The organism is Candidatus Omnitrophota bacterium, from assembly GCA_025453395.1.
Taxonomy (GTDB): domain Bacteria; phylum Omnitrophota; class Gorgyraeia; order Gygaellales; family Profunditerraquicolaceae; genus JAlOQK01.
Window position 1 is genome coordinate 152212 of sequence record JALOQK010000001.1, and the last position, 18996, is coordinate 171207.

Annotated in this window: 21 protein-coding genes; all 21 read right to left on the reverse strand. The window is 41.9% G+C overall.

The window, feature by feature from the left end:
• Window positions 1-3: 3 nt before the first annotated feature.
• Window positions 4-810 (reverse strand): hypothetical protein, encoded by an 807-nt coding sequence (locus MUF05_00775; GenBank protein ID MCU0665619.1) that lies wholly within the window; start codon window positions 808-810, stop codon window positions 4-6.
• A 240-nt stretch (window positions 811-1050) separates the two neighbouring features.
• Window positions 1051-1572 (reverse strand): sigma-70 family RNA polymerase sigma factor, encoded by a 522-nt coding sequence (locus tag MUF05_00780; protein MCU0665620.1) that lies wholly within the window; start codon window positions 1570-1572, stop codon window positions 1051-1053.
• Complete coding sequence (locus MUF05_00785) at window positions 1569-3188, reverse strand: NAD+ synthase (GenBank protein MCU0665621.1); 1620 nt, start codon at window positions 3186-3188, stop codon at window positions 1569-1571. The genes MUF05_00780 and MUF05_00785 overlap by 4 nt, the downstream gene beginning before the upstream one ends.
• Before the next feature lie 430 nt (window positions 3189-3618).
• Window positions 3619-4017, reverse strand: a complete 399-nt coding sequence (locus MUF05_00790) for a CBS domain-containing protein (GenBank protein MCU0665622.1) — start codon at window positions 4015-4017, stop codon at window positions 3619-3621.
• A gap of 46 nt (window positions 4018-4063) precedes the next feature.
• A complete protein-coding gene (locus MUF05_00795; GenBank protein ID MCU0665623.1) occupies window positions 4064-6274 on the reverse strand; it encodes an Hpt domain-containing protein in 2211 nt (736 codons plus the stop codon).
• Between the two features lie 105 nt (window positions 6275-6379).
• Window positions 6380-7972: an FMN-binding glutamate synthase family protein gene (locus MUF05_00800; protein MCU0665624.1), complete on the reverse strand. Its 1593-nt coding sequence runs from the start codon at window positions 7970-7972 to the stop codon at window positions 6380-6382.
• A gap of 221 nt (window positions 7973-8193) precedes the next feature.
• Entirely contained in the window at window positions 8194-8574 is a 381-nt protein-coding gene (locus tag MUF05_00805; protein MCU0665625.1) for a response regulator, read from the reverse strand.
• 194 nt (window positions 8575-8768) lie between these two features.
• On the reverse strand, window positions 8769-9221 hold the full coding sequence (locus MUF05_00810; GenBank protein MCU0665626.1) for a nucleoside deaminase: 453 nt from the start codon (window positions 9219-9221) through the stop codon (window positions 8769-8771).
• Between the two features lie 56 nt (window positions 9222-9277).
• Window positions 9278-9685, reverse strand: a complete 408-nt coding sequence (locus MUF05_00815; GenBank protein ID MCU0665627.1) for a PilZ domain-containing protein — start codon at window positions 9683-9685, stop codon at window positions 9278-9280.
• Window positions 9686-9743: 58 nt separating this feature from the next.
• Window positions 9744-9995 carry a hypothetical protein gene (locus MUF05_00820; protein ID MCU0665628.1) on the reverse strand — a complete coding sequence of 84 codons (252 nt, stop codon included), beginning with the start codon at window positions 9993-9995 and terminating at the stop codon, window positions 9744-9746.
• A gap of 10 nt (window positions 9996-10005) precedes the next feature.
• Window positions 10006-11406: a F0F1 ATP synthase subunit beta gene (gene atpD / locus MUF05_00825; GenBank protein ID MCU0665629.1), complete on the reverse strand. Its 1401-nt coding sequence runs from the start codon at window positions 11404-11406 to the stop codon at window positions 10006-10008.
• A 143-nt stretch (window positions 11407-11549) separates the two neighbouring features.
• Entirely contained in the window at window positions 11550-12410 is an 861-nt protein-coding gene (gene atpG / locus MUF05_00830; GenBank protein MCU0665630.1) for an ATP synthase F1 subunit gamma, read from the reverse strand.
• Window positions 12395-13930, reverse strand: coding sequence for a F0F1 ATP synthase subunit alpha (gene atpA, locus MUF05_00835; GenBank protein MCU0665631.1), 1536 nt, complete (start codon window positions 13928-13930; stop codon window positions 12395-12397). Before atpA ends, atpG begins: the two co-directional genes overlap by 16 nt.
• Window positions 13927-14478 (reverse strand): ATP synthase F1 subunit delta, encoded by a 552-nt coding sequence (gene atpH, locus MUF05_00840; GenBank protein MCU0665632.1) that lies wholly within the window; start codon window positions 14476-14478, stop codon window positions 13927-13929. Before atpH ends, atpA begins: the two co-directional genes overlap by 4 nt.
• Window positions 14475-14969: a F0F1 ATP synthase subunit B gene (gene atpF / locus MUF05_00845; GenBank protein ID MCU0665633.1), complete on the reverse strand. Its 495-nt coding sequence runs from the start codon at window positions 14967-14969 to the stop codon at window positions 14475-14477. The genes atpH and atpF overlap by 4 nt, the downstream gene beginning before the upstream one ends.
• A 9-nt stretch (window positions 14970-14978) precedes the next feature.
• A complete protein-coding gene (gene atpE, locus MUF05_00850; protein MCU0665634.1) occupies window positions 14979-15209 on the reverse strand; it encodes an ATP synthase F0 subunit C in 231 nt (76 codons plus the stop codon).
• A 24-nt stretch (window positions 15210-15233) separates the two neighbouring features.
• Complete coding sequence (locus tag MUF05_00855) at window positions 15234-15986, reverse strand: F0F1 ATP synthase subunit A (GenBank protein ID MCU0665635.1); 753 nt, start codon at window positions 15984-15986, stop codon at window positions 15234-15236.
• 3 nt (window positions 15987-15989) lie between these two features.
• Window positions 15990-16217: a hypothetical protein gene (locus MUF05_00860; GenBank protein MCU0665636.1), complete on the reverse strand. Its 228-nt coding sequence runs from the start codon at window positions 16215-16217 to the stop codon at window positions 15990-15992.
• Window positions 16218-16475: 258 nt separating this feature from the next.
• Window positions 16476-17195, reverse strand: a complete 720-nt coding sequence (locus MUF05_00865; GenBank protein ID MCU0665637.1) for a GAF and ANTAR domain-containing protein — start codon at window positions 17193-17195, stop codon at window positions 16476-16478.
• A gap of 2 nt (window positions 17196-17197) precedes the next feature.
• On the reverse strand, window positions 17198-18346 hold the full coding sequence (locus MUF05_00870) for an aminotransferase class I/II-fold pyridoxal phosphate-dependent enzyme (protein ID MCU0665638.1): 1149 nt from the start codon (window positions 18344-18346) through the stop codon (window positions 17198-17200).
• A 99-nt stretch (window positions 18347-18445) separates the two neighbouring features.
• Window positions 18446-18931, reverse strand: a complete 486-nt coding sequence (locus MUF05_00875; protein ID MCU0665639.1) for an Lrp/AsnC family transcriptional regulator — start codon at window positions 18929-18931, stop codon at window positions 18446-18448.
• Window positions 18932-18996 lie beyond the last annotated feature (65 nt).

Below are 18996 nucleotides of genomic sequence, written 5' to 3' on the forward strand. Positions count from 1 at the left end.
TTCTTAAAATATATAGCTTAAATACGCCCCGCCATAAACCCTTGCTTGTTGATTCCCATTGCCCTTATCACTTATATTGCCCCAGGGCAGTGAATAGCTGATATTAGGCTTACAGGTTAAATTCTTTGTTAAGGGCATTGTAACGCCTAAAGTCGTGCCAAAATCTCCGCCTTTGCCGCGGTAATAAAGTTTATTGTTTGAGCCGATATGCCCAGAGATATCCAAACTCATATTGTGATTGCTTAAAGTAAACGGTTGACTGTAACTTGCGTTTAAGACTGTGTAACTACCCTCTCCGCCACCGTCGTCTTTTCTGCCATAATCATAATAATAGTAAACCGAAGGAGACAAGAAAAGTTTAGGGAACGCAAACGCTACATACGCCTCACGGCTAAAAGCTTTAGCTGCTCCATCAAGAGGTAAGCCATCCGGGAAATCATAATAGGTGTGCCCTAAGATGAAATCCAAGACCGGAAAACTATAACTATATTCGGCAATATAATCAATTTCGCTGGAATTTAAGTTATCTTGTTTTTCCATAGGCTGACTCGCCCAAAAACCAAATTTCAATTTGCCTAATTTGCTATTTACTGAAGTCAAATATATTCCCGGCTGTACTACCGCGTCCCCATCCAGCATTATCCCGCGCCACATATAAATAGAGCTAAAATTCAAATCCCCTGATATTGTAAAACCCAAATCCGATAAAATTCCTTCTGAAGCACTTTTATCTTGCGCCCAAACACTACCCAAGCTAAGAAACAAGCTGCCTACTGCAATAATCATTACTGCAATAAAACGTTTTATCATGTAATCCTCCCTTTATAAAATAAAGACGCCTTCCCTTTGAGGCCACTATTGGCCCAAAAAGAAAGACGTCTGCGTCTTGATCACACCCCGCGCCTATCTGAATTGCGCGGGTGTGTTGCTTACTGCAACAAAAAGGGGTTCTTTATATGGAAGAACACCTTTTCAATGTTAACACATCAATGTGTTTGTTTCTCTTACTACTACAAGTAAAAAATACGACTTACTGGTAACTAAAATCTTTTATTCTTGAAGAAGATGCTGGTATCTTTTCCTTATATTATCTTTTAGCCTTAGTACGCGCACATGAGAAAGGCCCATACGAGAAGCAACTTTTCTGGCGCTTAACCCCTGATAATATAAATTAAACACTTCTTTTTCTTGGCTTGTCAACCCGTTATTTCTTATTTTCTGAAAAATAAACTGGCTGTTTAACTGTTCCAAGAATAAATTACTGTCTTCTACGGGAAGAATTTTCTCCAAAGTCGTATTGTTATCATTCACAAAAGCATCAAGGCTCATAGTTTGTTTCTTATCGGAAACAGTGCGGATATAATTCTTTAAATGAAAATAACATCCTTGCAATATATAACTATCGGTTTTATCCTGTAATTCACTATCACGGAAACCAACCCACAGATGCACAAGGGCTTCTTGGAACAAGTCCTCTTGATTCAAAAAAGGCACCATCCCGGCTAATTTGTAGGCGATGCCCTTTAATTTAGGAGTTATTCTTTTAAGCGTCCCAGAGAAATCTTGTTTCATTTCAAGCCTTCCTTGTATTTATTAGTGATCGGCATGCGCCTGTCCCTGCCAAATGCCTTAGGGGTAATTTTAACTCCCGGAGGCGATTGTCGACGCTTGTATTCGCTTTTATCCACCATAGAAATAACCCGAGAGGCAACTTGCGCATCAAAACCGCTTTTTATCATTTCCTCTAAATCCCGATCTTCTTCCACGTAAGCCTTAAGTACAGGATCAAGCTCTTCATAAACAGGCAAAGTATCGCTGTCCTTCTGGTTTGGCTTTAATTCCGCGGTAGGCTCTTTAGTAAGGATCCTATCCGGTATAACCGCGGATAGACTATTACGGTAATAAGCTAATTTATACACTAATACCTTGGGCACATCTTTGATCAAAGCAAACCCTCCTGCCATATCACCATAAAGCGTGGCATAGCCAGTGGACATCTCGGATTTATTCCCGGTAGTAACAACTAAGTATCCAAATTTATTGGACAAGGCCATCAGCATATTGCCGCGTATGCGCGCCTGAAGGTTTTCTTCAGCTATATTCTTAGGCATTCCAGTAAAATGCGGCTCAAGTGCCATAAGGCACATTTTATAAATATGCTCAATAGGGATATTTAATAGTTCCACGCCGGCATTCTCGCAAAGCGCTCGCGCGTCTATTTCTGATTCTTGGGAAGAATAACGTGAAGGCATAAAAACCGCCTTCACATTATCTTTGCCCAAAGCATCTACCGCTAAGACCAAAACTAAAGCGGAATCAATTCCGCCGCTTAATCCCAAAACCACCTTAGAAAAACCATTTTTATGGACATAATCCTTCAAGCCCAAAACAAGCGCGCTGTAAACTTCTTCTATTTCTCCCATGGCTTTTATCCCTACGGGCTGATTCTCTTCTTGCGTATCCACAAAAAGAAAATCTTCTTTGAAGCTTGAAGCAAAAGATATGATCTTACCGTTTTGATCAACTACCATACTATTACCGTCAAAAACAAGCTCATCCTGAGCGCCAACCAGATTTGTATAGGCAATAGGCAGCTTGTTCTTTTTTGCTTGCTGGCAAATGATCCGCTTGCGCATCTTTATTTTGCCCATGTGATATGGAGAGGCATTAATATTAAAAATAAACCGCGCGCCTTTTTTTACCTGTTCTTTAAGCGGCCCGTCATCATGCCAGATATCCTCACAAATATTCACCCCAAAAACTAACTTGCCTATCTTAAAAACAACAGGCTTCTGCCCGCGGGAAAAATACCTTTTTTCATCAAAAACGCTGTAATTAGGAAGAAGCATTTTGTGATAGGACCCAATAATTTTACCTTTGTAAATAATTGCCGCGGCATTATAAAGCTTGCCGGCTTTTTTGTCCACAAAACCTACAATACAAATAACATTTCCCACCCTTGAGGCGATTTCTTTCAAAATCTTTAAGTTGTCTTCTATAAATTTATTTTTATAAAGCAGGTCTTCCGCAGGATACCCGGTAATGGCCAATTCCGGAAAGGACACAACATCCGCCCCCAACTCTTCAGCCATCCGGACATAAGATATAATCTTATCCCGGTTACCATGAAGGTCTCCTACCGTACAATTGATTTGCGCTAAAGCTATCTTTAAATTATCTTTTTTCATATGGCTGTCCAGTAAGGACGCACCCGCTTATCCTATAAAGCGGGGTGTCACTTGTTAATATCTACACCCGGCGCTTATCGGTATTGCGCCGGTGTGCTTTTACTAAGCAAAAGGCGCCTTTCGTCCTCTTTATGAGGATAAAAGACGCCTGTGTCTATTAATAATTAAGCCTTCTCTTGGGGGGAGAAGGCATCTTTGCCTTATTACTTCATCGTAATTAGTTATAATATAGCATAGAATCTGGTCTTGTCAAGGGAAAGAATTGCCAAGTAAGCGTAAGAATGAGACGTGGGGCGTGAGTCGTGGGACTGGGATGAGAGTGAGGTATGGGGAAAATCTTTAAATTTTCTCCTCAAACTAATTCTCATCCTAATCTCATTACTCATCCTCACTACTCATTCCTATAATTTAGCTGATAGCTGACAGCTGTTTAGCTTTTTTTTATCTTTGACCTTAACCGCAGGATCAAAGATATGATATCCCTCCTTGCCACAATGCCCACTAATATCCCGTCTTTAAGGATAGGCACCCTTCTAAAAGGATTCTGTATCAGAAATTCACAGACCTGCACCACGCTGTCCTGCGGACAGAAACTTACCACTTCGCTTCTCATGTAATCGGCTACTTTCTGAGTGTCGGTTACCTGTCCATCAACCAAGATCTTTAATATATCTTTCTCGCTGATGATCCCCTCAAGGCGCATATTGTCATCCACCACCGGAAGCCCACTTATCTTATGCTCAAGCATCATATTCATCGCATCGTAAATATTAGTATCCTTCTTAACTGTAACGATACTCCTGGACATAATATCTTCGATCTTAAACATATCCCCTCCCCGTTGCCGGTTAATTCACAACGCTTTTATCTGATATTCAGGCCTCACAAGGCACGCAGAATTTAAGCGGAAGCTCTAGTAAAAAAATGCTTCCCTTGCCTTCTTCCGAGATCACTTCAATTTTCCCTTTTAATTGCTCAATATTTTCTCTTACCACATCCATGCCTACGCCTCTTCCGGAAAGATCAGTAACCTTATCCACGGTGGAGAAACCGGGAATAAACATTAACTGGAATAAGCGATTTTCGTCAACTTGTTCGCCTTCGCGCAATAGGCCATTTTCTATGGCCTTCTTTAAAATCTTATCCTTATTGATCCCCCTGCCGTCATCCTTTACCTCAATAACGATATTTCCGCTTCGCTGATAAGCGCTCAAAGAAATTATGCCTTTTGCCGGCTTGCCTTTTTCCAGGCGCTCTTGGGGGCTTTCTAATCCATGGTCAAGGCAATTACGCACCATGTGCAGCAAAGGATCCCCCAAAAGATCAACTAAGTTCTTATCAATTTTAAGTTCATCCCCGGAAATACGCACTTCAACATCTTTATTCATCTTGCGGGAAAGATCATGTATTAGCCTGGTCATTTTCTGAAAAACAGGCTTGATCGCAACCATACGCAAAGACATGGAGACATCATGGATATTCTGAACGATCCTGCCCAATTGCTGCATATCATCAAAAAACCGCTTATCTTCAAAAGATTTAACATGAGGGTTACCTGAAATCTGAGCGCTTGTAACTACAAGTTTTCCTGCCATTTCAATCAAACTATCCAATTTTGCAACCGGGATCTTTATGCTTGCTTCAATAGTATCACCCTTATACTGATCATCAAGCGCCCTTTTAATCTGCGAGACGGTAGCCATGCGCTCTTCCACTAATATCTCGCCTATCTTCTTAGGAAGAATTTCTTTCTTTTGTTTATCAAGGGCCTTATTAAGGTCTGTTTCGGTAATAATGCCTTTTTCTATCAATAACTCTCCCAATTTAGACTTGGTAAAGCCTACCACCAAAACAGTGACACGGTTTACGATATTCCTAATGGCAATATCCACAGGCCCCGCATCAAAGTATGCGCTTTCCAACCGGCCATTATTAGCTACCTGCTCGGACAATAAATCCAAAAGCTTGCGGATTGCGTCTATGGATGCCAGGGCTGCTTCAGAAATTTCATGAGTAAAAGGCAGGGTGGCTCTTCTTACCATGTCCATCATCGCTTCCGTATCATGTGTCAACACGCGCAGGTCATCCAAATTAAGGAAACTTGCCAAACCCTTTACGGTATGAAAATCGCGCAAGGCCTTATTGATCTGTTCGGGATCTTGCGGGTCATTCTCTAATTTTAATAAAGCTTCTTCCGCGCTTGTCATATGTTCGCGTGATTCAGAAATAAACTCCTCGATTACTTCTCTGCCATAAGAAAAATCCAGGACCGGGATCTTGGGCGAAAACTCATCCGTAACCACGGATTTCTTATCCCCATGAATGATCAAATTATCGATCTTTGCTTTATACCGGCCGATATCCCCATTTAGTGCTTCTTCCGGATTATTTTTTAAAAGATCCAGCAAGTTATTTAATAAATCTAAAGCCTCCAGGATCAAACCCGGCATCTCCACAGAAAAATTTATTTTCTTGCTTTTTAACCTATCTAACAGGATTTCTACTTCACAGCAAAGATCTGAGATATTAACCAGCCCTAAAATCCTTGCTTGCCCCTTAATGCCATGAAACACCCTCAATAGCGCTTGAATATAATCTTTATGATCAGGATGATTTACCGTCTGCGCTATTTCCTTCTTTGTTGCCTCAATAATCGTTTTGGCATGAGCAATAAAATCTGGCATTTCTCTAAGCTGAGAATCGGAAAAAGAATGGACTTGGGCAGTTTCCCCCTGCGGAAGATCAATTTCCTTAAATTTGCGGATTAACCAGTCGGGATGTATGGATAGACCGGTCTTGTCCTTTTCATAGGCGATTTGCTTACTTAAGATTTCTGCGCTAAAAGACAAAGTCTTCTTAAATAAAACTTTGTCGTTTTTAAGAAAAGCGGCGTTTGCGTATTCGTGGCAAAGCGCGGCAACTTTTTCTATTGCTGATAAGCGATTAACCCGCGCTAAGTCCGCGATCTGTTGATACTGGCTTAAGAATTCTTTTATCCCTTCTTGGGAACTGACGTCCAGCATCACAAGCTGCGCTGAGAAGGCCTGCGATAGAATCTCTATCTGTTCTATAATGTTTTCTGCCATGTGACTATCTTATCATAAATAAATAAAAAATAAAGGGGACGGTTCTATTTTTCTACTAGGCTAGCGAATAGAAAAATAGAACCGTCCCCCTGTTTTTTGCCTTGCTTATTTTCCTGTTAAAACTTTCTCCGCTTCTTTACGATAGGCATCCATAACATACGGAATAGCGGAAACTTCCTCTGCTTCGCGCGTTAAGGTCATTAGATCATTGCGCGAAATAGTTTTCAAAGAGAAATTCCTTGAGCCAGCCATTAACTGCTGTAAGCCAACTCTTATCCTTTGAGAGAAAGTATAAATACCAACTGCTCCCAAGGGGATATCTTTCATGTCGCTGCCATATTTTTCTTTTAACTCTTCGTAAGAAACAAAAATCTCCTCTGGCTTGGTACCAAATTCAGCTACATTCGGAGGAAGATTATTGTTCTTAATCCACTCGCCTATGTTTTTACCTACAAAGCCGGGGATCATTAAAGCCCTTCCCATACAAACTGCCTTAACATATGGAGAGCCCATGGCAATGGCTTTAAACACATGGTCCTCAAGAGCAAATCCACCGGCAATCGCCAAATCCGGAATGCGCATTTTTTGTTTGGTTAATTTCTCGCAGAACTCATAGGTAAGCGCTTGAAGATAGAATGTAGGGATACCCCACTCCTGCATCATTCTCCACGGGCTCATCCCTGTTCCGCCGGGAGCCCCATCAATGGTTAACAAATCCACCTTAGCCTCTGAGGCGAACCTTAAGGCTTGGGCTAATTCAAGCATGGAATAAGCCCCGGTTTTTAAAGTAATCCTCTTAAAACCTAAGGCCCTTAAGCGTTTGATCTCCTTCATGAAACCTTCTTCGGAAACAAAGCCTAAACGTGAGTGCCTTTCAAACTCTTTAATCGCGCCGGCTTTAAAAGCTTCCTGGACGGCTTTTGACGTCGGATCAGGAGTAACAATATACCCGCGTCTTTTTAGTTCCTTGGCTCTTTCAATATCTTTAACTTTTATTTCTCCACCAATACACTTGGCACCTTGGCCCCATTTTAATTCAATGGTATCAAGTTTGTGTTTTTTGCTGACGTATTCGGCTACGCCTAAACGCGTATCCTCCACGTTCATCTGCACTAAAATTTCTCCGTAGCCCTGATGAAACCTTTTATACAATTCAATTCTTCTATCCATATCCGGGGCATTGGTGATTTTACCCTTGGAATCAAGCTCAAGTTTCGGGTCAATGCCGCAGACATTTTCCCCACAGACAATAGTTACTCCGGAAATAGCCGCTCCAATAGCAAAATGTTCCCAATTCTTGCGCGCGATCTCTGTTGAACCTAAGGCGCCGGTAAAAATAGGCACCTTCATTTTTACTTTCTTGTCCCATCCATATTCGGTTTCTGTATCTACTGAAGGGAAAATAGCGGTGTCAGAATTTCCCTCTGTGCCTTTAGGAAGTCCTTTCGCCCCTTGGGCATAACCTTGGATATTAAGATGTGAATAATCAACTGGATAATCTTTATCGCCTCCAGCGGTTACATCCCCAAAAGGCCCCGGATAAATGACCTCTCTCCCGCGAAAAGAAGACTTGAACACCTCGCAATTGCCACGGCACGATTCCAAACAACGAGAACACAAACCTGAACAGGGCACAACGTTTTTCGAACGATTAAACGTTCTGGTGGCGTCGCTTCCACCGGGTGAGCGCAAATTCATTTCTTTTCTCCTTTCTGATGACTCTGTATGCAATAATTGCCTTATTATTAGGCAGGATTACCCAAAAAAAATAGTCCTTCCTATATTAAGGAAGGACTCCGTTGTCCTATTCTTATATTCCTAAATCATACCACTGACTTAAAACAGGTCAAGTAAAATGTTGCCAGCTGCAACCTAACAGCCCACCCCCCATCTTAAACTCACAATTCATAACCCAGGGCTCACCCCAGAATTTTCTTAATCATCGCTAAGATTTCCTGGGGGCTGACTGGCTTGGCCATGATATAATGCCTGCCGGATTTTTGCCCGGAAATATTATCCCCCCGGTTTACCACCACTCCGCTTAAAAAAATAATCGGGATATCGCGCGTGGATAATTCATTTGAAAGCTGCGAAGCCACTTCGCTTCCTTCCATGTCCGGCAAGAAAAGATCCAAGATGATTAAATTCGGCTTAAATGATTTTGCCAAAGTTATTGCTTGCGTGCCTTTTTCAGTTACGGCAACTTCAAAATTATCGCGCCCCAAAACCTTCTTTAAATATTCTAATACGTCTGGCTCATCATCAACTACTAATATTTTTCTTTTTACGATATCAGCCATACCCGCCCCTTTTTGATTAATATACCATAGAAAAATGACAAATGTCAAATAACTTAGAAGTAAATAACCAAACACCAAATCACAATCACCAAATAAATTCCAATAATCAATAACCAATAAACCAAACAAGTTTGGTTATTGAAAAATTGGTCATTGGCTATTATTTGGTTATTGTAAACTTGGTTATTGGTTATTTAATATAGCCTTTTCCCCGGCATCTTGTTCCAAGCCTCAAACAATTCCAAGCATTCTTCGCGCAAGAAATCCCTGATTATTTTTACCCTGCTCTTGCCGATTCTTTTCATCATCTGATTTGTAATCTTTAATTCATTAAATCCTAAGGCTTTGGCATCTTGAATATTCGTCCCATAAACCACCCCTTCTATCCTTGCCCAGTGGATAGCGCTAAAACACATCGGGCAAGGTTCAGTTGTAGAGTAGATAACACAACCGTTTAGGTCAAAACTCTTTATCTTGCGTGAGGCAGTTCTTATGGCGTTGACTTCCGCGTGAGAGGTAGCGTCACTTATTAAGACAGTATTGCGCGCTACTGCTAAAATTCTTCCATCTTTTACGATGCAGGCGCCAAAGGGCCCGCCTTTTTTTTCTTTCAGATTACGCCGCGCCTCTTTAATCGCAAGGCGCATAAAAAAAGCAGCCTCGTTTTTTAAATAAGGCTGCTTGAAGATTGTCTTCATGAAAATTAGCGGCTTAGCGCCAGCTTTACAAAATCAGAGATTTCCTGTTTATCTTTATCTTGTATCTTTAAGAAACATATGCCTAAGCGGCGCACGTCATTGGGGATAACCACATTAGAGCGGACCTCGCCTTGTATTTCCATCGGCCCGTAGAAATTAACCTTCCCATCATCTTCAACCCTGAAGAGAGTAAATTTAATGACTAAAATTACCCCCACCGGAAGGTCATAATTAGTGGAAATGGCAAGCCCACCCTCGGACAGATCAAGGGCTGTGGCAAGGATTTCTTTTTCCCCGACCTGCATACGCACGGACAACGGCTTGTCAACCTGATAGACAATGGCTAAACGGATTTTAAGCCGGGAAAACCTTCGGCGCTCTGCGCCTGTATGCTGGAGATCGCTATTTTCCATAACAAAGATATTGTATATAAAAATTCATCCCTTGTCAACTTGTGTTTTCTGCCCGTATTTAACTTAACAAAAGATTTAAACTATTATTAACTACCTCAAAGAAGCCTTCTTTTTCTAATTGAATTAACTGTTGGGTTTTATCGGATTTGGTTATTTTAATCCTGCCCTTTTGCAGTTTTCCCATTAGCGGGGCGTGATCTTTTAAAACCTCAAGATAGCCTAAAAAAGCGGGAAGCACAACAGAACAGGCCTTGCCTTCGTAGATAATCTTTTCCGGGCTCAATATGTATACGTTAAATTCTTTATTCATGTTTATGGCTTTATTTCATTAATATCTTTGCCTTTTCCTGCGCTTCCTCAATTGAACCGACCATGTAAAAGGCCTGCTCCGGCAGGTCATCAAGAGCGCCATCAATGATCATCTTAACGCCTTTAATGGTATCCTGAAGCTTTACGTATTTACCTTTCATCCCGATAAAAGTTTCCGCTACGAAAAACGGTTGTGAAAAAAATCTCTGCACTTTTCTGGCGCGTGAAACAACAAGTTTGTCCTCATCAGAAAGCTCATCCATGCCTAAGATCGAGATAATATCCTTTAAATCCTTGTGGCGCTGAAGCACTCTTTGCACTTTTAAGGTTGTCTCATAATGCTCCTCCCCGATGATCCGCGGGTCAATAATGCGCGAATTAGAATCAAGCGGATCTACCGCGGGATAAATGCCTAATTCCGCGATTTGCCGTGACAAAACAATTTTGGCGTCTAAATGGGCGAATATCGCCGCTGGCGCGGGGTCAGTCAGGTCATCCGCCGGCACATAAACCGCCTGGATAGAAGTTATCGAGCCGTTTCTCGTGGAAGCGATCCTTTCTTCTAATTGCGCAACTTCCGTAGACAAATTAGGCTGATAACCTACTGCGGATGGCATACGGCCCAAAAGCGTAGATACTTCAGAACCTGCCTGAATATAACGAAAAACATTATCAATAAAAAGAAGCACATCTTTTCTTTCTGTATCGCGAAAATATTCTGCCATGGTCAAAGCCGATAACCCTACCCGAAGCCTTGCCCCCGGAGGCTCATTCATCTGCCCAAAGACAAGCGCGCTATTTTTAATAACCCCGGATTCATTTAACTGCATAAATAATTCATTGCCCTCGCGGGTACGTTCGCCAACGCCTGCGAATATCGATACGCCTCCGTGTTCAGTGGCAATGGTCCTTATCAATTCCATAACTACCACGGTTTTGCCGACTCCGGCTCCGCCGAATAATCCGACTTTCCCTCCTCTTGGGATAGGCGCCAAAAGGTCAATAACTTTCATTCCTGTCTCCAAAATGTTCGCGATGGGAAGCTGCTCTGAAAAAGGAGGCGACTGGCGATGAATAGAGTTTGTCATGGAGGAATCCTCCACAGGCCCTTTACCATCAATGGGCTCTCCTAAAAGATTAAAAATTCTGCCCAATACCTGCCTGCCTACCGGCACCTTAATCGGCTCGCCTAAGTCTTCCGCCTTAAGCCCGCGGCTTAAACCGTCAGTAGAGCCCAAAGAAATACAGCGCACAGTATTATTGCCGATATCCTGGGATACCTCTAAAATAAGGTTTGTCTTGTCCTTATCGTTGTGGATCTTGATTGCGTTCAAAAGTTGCGGCCCCTCATTATCCGGAAACCTTATATCTACAATGGGGCCTATTACCTGAATTACTTCTCCTATTGCCATATTTCTGTCCTCCGTCAATAATTAAAGGATGTGAAATGGTTATGGGTAGTAAGATTAGGGTTGGAGATTCCCACACAACCCACCCTCACCCTAGAATCATAACCCACAACGCACAACCCATACTTTATTTTCTTTATTAACTTCTATCTCTTAAGTGCTTCCGCTGAAGAAATTATTTCTGTAATATCCCTGGTAATGTTCGCCTGCCTGAGCTTATTCCTCAAAAGCACCAGGTTGCTCAATAATTCGCGCGCGTTATCAGTAGCCATTTTCATGGTCACGCCTCTTAAAGCATGCTCACAGGTAAAACTTGAGAAAAGAATAAATCTCATCTGCGCCGATAAATACGCCTTTAACAAGCTATCCAATATCTCGCCTATTCCGGGCTCGGTAATATAATTTATCTTTTTAGGCTCATCCGAAACAGGCGCACGGATACTAAGGATTCTTTCTGCCATAGGATTTTGATGAAGGGCGTTCTTGAAATTAGTGTAACATATGTGGACTTCTCCTGATTCACCGGACAAAAAAGAATCTAAAGCCCCCTTGATCAGATCATCATGCAATTTATCGCTATAACGGCCGTTTAGCCCCAAATAAGCGCTGGCTATCTTCACCGCCTTATTCTTCTTAAAATAATTATAGCCTTTCTTTCCGACGATAATAAGTTTTATTTCCGGCCGGGGATTTTTATGGATAAAATCTTGCGCGCAGCGGATTATGTTATTATTATACAAGCCGCACAACCCGCTATCCGAAGTAAACACTATCAATGTAAGGCCCTGTGATTTATTGGGATTTAAAAACGGATGGCCGGGTTTATACAGGTTGACCACGCGGCCCAGCAAAAAGGATAATTTCTGGTAATAAAGCCGCGATGCCTCCAGGAAACGCTGAGTGCGATTCAGTTTAGAGACGGAAACCATCTGCATGGCCTGCGTTATTTTGCGGGTATTCTCCACGCTTTTAATACGGTTCTTGATTTGCCTTAAAGGGATGGCCATGTTTTCTTAAATTCTTCCTTAAAAGATATTACCGCCTGCTCTAAATCAACTTTACTATTCTCTTGTATGCCGGATTTCTCTTCGATCTGTTTCTCAAGCAAAGGATATTTTTCTTCTAAATATTGGTAAAAAGAGGTTTCAAATTTCTTTAGCGATTCAACCGGAAGCTCATCAAGAAAACCGTTTATGCCGCAATAAATAATTATCGCCTGGCGTTCTGCGGATAAAACTTCATACTGCGGTTGTTTCAGTATCTCTACCATGCGAATGCCCCGGTTAAGCTGAACCTGTGTAGTTTTATCTAATTCTGTCCCAAATTGAGTAAAAGCTACCAACTCCCGGTATTGCGCCAAGTCCAGGCGCAGTTTGGAAGCCACCTGGCGGATGGGTTTGGCCTGCGCCTTTGCCCCCACGCGAGAAACCGATAACCCCACATTGACCGCCGGGCGCACCCCAGCGTAAAAAAGGTCATTCTCAAGATAGATCTGCCCGTCGGTAATAGAAATGACATTAGTCGGAATGTAACTGGTAATATCTCCTGCCTGCGTCTCAACTATCGGCAAAGCGGTCATGGAGCCTGCGCCTTTTGCATCGCTTAATTTGGCGGACCTCTCCAAGAGCCTTGAATGCAGATAAAATATATCACCCGGATACGCCTCTCTTCCCGGAGGCCGGCGCAAAAGAAGCGAGATCTGCCGATATGCCTGGGCGTGCTTGGTTAAATCATCATAAATTATTAAGACATCTTTTCCTGAATACATCAACTCTTCGGCTATGGCGCATCCTGAATAAGCAGCCAAATATTGCAAAGACGCTGACGCGCGCGAAGAGGCGCTAACGATGGTGGTGTAATCCATTGCCCCGTATTTCTGTAAGGTTTGAGAAATCGCCACCACGCTTGAGATTTTCTGTCCGATAGCCACATAAATACAATAAACACCTCTTCCTTTTTGATTGATCACCGCGTCTATGGCGACAGCGGTCTTTCCAGTCTGCCGGTCGCCAATGATCAATTCCCTTTGGCCTCTTCCGATAGGGGTCATAGCGTCGATGGCCTTGATCCCGGTTAAAAGCGGCGTATTCACCGGCTGGCGCTCTATAACATTAGGAGAACCGGCCTCAATATTCCTGTATTTACTTGTAATAATCGGGCCTTTATCATCCAGGGGCCTTCCTAAAGCGCCGACTACCCTTCCTATAAGCGGCTCTCCTACGGGAACCTGAGCGACTTTACCGGTTCTTTTAACAATATCGCCCTCTTTAATATTCTGGTCTGGATTATCTGTCCCAAAGATTGCCGCGCCCACGCTATCTTCTTCAAGGTTTAAAACCAGGCCTAAGACACCTGCGGGGAATTCTATCAATTCCCCGATCATCACATCATCCAGCCCATACACGCGGGCGATAGCATCCCCGACTTGGATAACCGCTCCTACTGACTCCGTGCGAAGGCGGGTCTTATACCTGTCTAATTCTTTCTTTATTACTGAAGTTATTTCTTCCGGTTTAAGCTGGCTCATGTATCTGTCCTCACATTTAAAAGCTTTTCTTTTAGGTCCTCAAACCTGCGGCGCACCGAACCATCTATAACGGTATTTCCGATAACTACCTGGATCCCGCCCATAAGGCTGCCGTCAAGCTCTAAATAAAGCTTAAATTTTGAATTAAATTTCTCCTCCAATTTATTCTTTATGCGGGTTAACAATTCCAAATCTAAGGGCAGGCTTGTTTTTAAAACCGCATCTACCTCATCCGGATGGGTATAATAAAACCTGACATATTCGGCGATGTCAAGAATCATGCCGATCCTGAACCTCTCAACTAAAAGTTTTAAGAAATTACACATATCTTTTGAAACATAACTTGCGGCGATCTTATCAATAAAATCATGCTTTTGGCCCAAGGCAAGCTGTGGGGCGCGCAATAATTCCAATATATCAGGGTTGTTCCTTAATAATTCGCGCAGTTTCTTAAACTCCTGCACTGCCTGCTCTATGGTGGAACTTTCCTTGGCCTGTTTTAAAAAAGCTTCCGCGTATCTTCTCGCCAAAATTTCATTCTTTATCATTTTTCATCCAGATTGTCCAGAAAATTCTCCACGATCTTCTTGTCATCCTGTTCAGTAAGCCGCTCTTGAACAAGGTTTTGCGCGGCCAAAAGCGCCATATTCACGATATCCTCTTTTATTTCCTGCTTTGCCTTGTTAAGCTGGTATTTTACGCTTGCGCGGGCATTAGCAATAATATCTTGCGCGTCCTGATACGCCTTCTTTTTAATTTCCTCGGTAAGCTTATGGCCTTCTTCAATAGACTCCCGGATTTTCTGAAGAGCTAATTCTTCAATTTTATCAACTTTATCCTGATAATCCTGTTTAATTTTAGATACATCCAGCTTAGCCTCTTCTATCTGCTTAAGCTCTGTGGCAATGCGCTGCTTCCTGTCATCAAGAAATTTAAGCACCTTTTTCCACAAGAATATGCGCAAACAAAAAAGAAGCAGCAAAAAACTTATTACCTGTGCTAAGACTTCCTGAATGTTAAACAGTTTCGCGCTTTCCATTTTACAAAATTAAAGTTTTCCTGCCATAATAAAACTAAACACCAAAGCGTAAATGGTGATGGTTTCCACGAAAACGCAGCCGATGACCATGTTAAACATGATCTTTCCTGATGCCTCCGGCTGCCTGCCGATTGCCTCCATTGCCGATGAAACAGCCCTTCCTAAACCAATTGCCGAACCAACCGCTGTAATACCCAAGCCCAACGGTAATGCCAATGCCAACATCGCTTTGTAATCCATAATTTGTTCCTCCTTTTTTTAGCTTTATTCCTCATGCACGATAAATATCGCGAAATATATAGTGCTTAAGATACAAAAAACACAGGCCTGTATTACCGCGGTCAACAAGCCTGTGGCCATATTAAGAAATAAAAGCGGTATCCCGGGAAAACCAAACTTTGAAATAACCGCTAACAGCGTATCATCACCCCAGATCACGCTTCTTAAACGTAACGACAGCGTAACCGGTTTGAATAATTCTGAAATAATATGCGAAACAAACATCATCAAAGGCAAAACAATAGTAAAACCAAGCGCGCCGCGGGGCTTTCCTGCCAAGTGATCAATATACCCCACAAGCCCTAATTCTTTAATTGCGCTATATTGCACATAGAAAAACACGCAAACAGCTAAAGCAAAGGTAGTAGATAGGTTTATCGTGGGGGCTTTTAAGAAAGGGATAAACCCGATCAAGTTCATGCCCAGTATATAAATAAAAAGCGTCCCGATAAAAGGCGTGTAGCGCCTGCCATGTTTCCCCAGTATCCCGCAAACAAAATCATCCACTGCCGAAACAAGCGCCTCAAAAAAAGACTGCAACCTGGTGCCACCAGAGATTTTCATATTGCGCGTCCCCAAATAGACCAGGATGCCGATCAAAAAAATCGTAAAAAGCGAATAGGCCAGGCTTTCCCAGCCATAAAGCCCTTTTAAAAATAAATCCTTAGGAAAAGAATCCTTCAGTACTGCAAGAATATCGGGTAATTCAGGAGAAATATTCTGCGCCTGTTCTTGCATCTTCTAATCCAATCTTATTTTTGAAATAATTCTTATGAGCCGAACTGCTTCCACGATACCAGCTAACGCCCCTAATCCGATAATTATATAAAACACATATTCTGGAGCATGAAATTCTTTCTTAAAAAATTCTGCGATAAAATATCCGGCAAAAACCCCGCTTGCCAACGATACCGGAATAAATAAAGCTATCCCATAAGCCTTAACCCAGGCGTAAATATTATGAGGCATTGAGCCCTCCGTGTCTATATATAATATCACGATCGAGACCCCGACTACGAATAAGGTGATTGCGTCGGGAAAAGAAAAAACGTCCGCCATATTAAAGCGAACGTCAATGTTTTTATCTACTGCGATGTAGGATCAATAGTTAAATATTAGCACCCATAAGGCTGTTGTCAAGAAGTTTATATAAACTTACACGGATGAATAAAACTTCAATGAATTAATGGAAGAACTTTTGCCTTAAGAAAATATCCTGGCTAATAATTACCTCTTATCCTTGGTCTCTTTGACCAGAATAACCGCTTCGGCAATTTGGCGCATGGTCTTTCTGGTATCCATGCTCTGTTTTTGAATCAAACGAAAGGCCTCTTGGGAGGAAATATTGGCATCCTGCGAAAGAATATCCTTAGCGCGCTCAACAAGCTTACGGGTAGTAAGCGCCTCTTCAGCGCTTCTGGCGCGCAAGTCAAGCTCGGCGTTCTCAATAGCCACCGCTGCCTGAGAGGCTACAGCGCTTAATACTGAAAGTTCTTCTTTGGTAAACTCGTGTTTCTTATGGGTATAAACATTTAATACCCCGATAACTCTACCCTTTACCGCCATTGGGATACTTGCCAAGGAACAAAGATTTTCCTTCTTGGCAACATCACGGCTTAGATAACGCGCGTCTTCCTGCACATCAAGCACACAAATAGCTTTATTCTCTTTGGCAACTATCCCGGCTATTCCATGGCCTAATTTGATATTAGGTTTTTTATTATAGGCTTCCGATATAGACTGCGTAGCTTTAACCACAAGCTCGTTCTTGGATGGGTCAAGAAGCATCAACGAACAGATCTTAGAATGCATGATCTGGGCGGTAATTTCTACGATAATCCTCAACAACTCTTCAAGATACAAGCCTGAAGTAATTAGGCTTGCCACTTTGGAAAGAAGCTCAATCTGATTAATCAGAGAATCATAAACCTTGGTTTTCTTAGGCATGTTTATTGAATAAACCTTTGCATGCGCGAAAGCGCCTCTTTTAAATTCTGATAGCTTGAAGCGTATGAAATACGAATATGATCTTCATACTCTTTTCCAAAGGCGCATCCGGGTACAACCGCGACTTTTTCCTTTTCCAAAAGCCCTTTAGCAAAATCCATGGCCTTCATACCGGTACTTTTAATCGAAGGAAAAGCATAAAATGCCCCTTCGGGATTATGGCAGGATAAACCTATATCATTCAAGCCTTGTATTACAAGCTGTCTTCTTCTTTTATATTCGCGCTTCATTTCTTCCACAGATTTTCTTCCTGTAATTAAAGCCTCACATGCTGCCATCTGGGAAGTAATCGGAACGCACATAATCGTGTATTGATGGATTTTAGTCATGCCCGCAATAATATCTTTGGGTCCGCAGGCAAATCCCACCCGCCAACCGGTCATGGCATAGCTTTTGGAGAATCCATCCAGATAAACTGTATTTTCTTTTGCCCCCGGAAGCGTGGCAAATCTTACATGTTCAGAATCATAGGTTAAGTCGCCGTAAACCTCATCGGTAATGCAAAGTATTTTATGTTTTAACAAAACCTTATTTATCTCTGACAATTCCTTACGCGAATATGAAGTGCCTGTTGGATTACAAGGGTAATTAAGGATTATCGCCTTGGTTTTTTTATCAATATGCTTCCTTATCGCACTTGGGGTAATCCGGAAATTATCACTTTTTGTATCAATACAAACAGGTATTCCTCCTGCCAAATAAGTCATGGGAGCGTAAGAAACATAACTTGGGGTAGGAATCAATATTTTGTCGCCCGGATTAATTATCGTTCTTAACACTAGATCTACAGCTTCGCTTACCCCTACAGTAATAAGCATCTCTTCATCCGGGCAATAATCAAGATCATAGTGGTGTTTTAAATAACGATTGATACCCAGACGCAGTTTATACAAGCCCTTATTTGAGGTATAAGAGGTAAAACCTTTTTCAAGCGAATAAATGCCGGCCTCGCGGATGTTCCAGGGAGTGACAAAATCAGGTTCGCCTACCCCCAAAGAAATAACATCCTTCATTCCTAAGACAAGATCAAAAAATGCCCTGATCCCCGAAGGCTGCATTGCTTCAACTTTTTTAGAAATAAGATTCTTCATGTTCTGTATAAATTTAGCTAAAAATTCAGAGCGAAAAACTAAAAACCATAATTCAAAACTCAAGATTTTTAATTTTACGCTATCGTTTTACGCTTTGCGCTAATATGATATTGCTATCCTCTGATTCTCATCTTTGTGTTTTAGAATAACCCCGTCTTCCTTGTATTTCTTCAAAAGAAAGTGAGTTGCCGTCCCGCGCACATGTTCCGCGCAGGAAAGTTTTTCCGAGACAAAACGCGCAACTGTCTGTAAATCTTTGCCTTCAACGATTAAAAGCAGGTCATAAGTTCCGGAGATCAGATAACAGCTTGCCACCTCCGGAAAAGAATAGATGCGTTCCGCTATTTTATCAAAACCTAAGTCTTTTTGCGGGACGATATTCACCTCAATTAACGCTCTTACTTGCACTTCAGCATCTTTAACTATCTCGCGATTAATTACTGTTTTGTATTTAAGAATGACCCCGTCTTTTTCATATTTTTTTATGGTTTTCTTAACCGCATCAGGCTTTTTCTTGAGCATCTTGGCAATATCCTCTACTGAAGCACGCGCGTCTTTCTCTAGAATTTCTAAAATCTCATCCATATAAACCCCCCTTGTTGGAGAAAAAAACTAAAAACCAAAATCCCAATAGCATCAGAAGCGAAAAG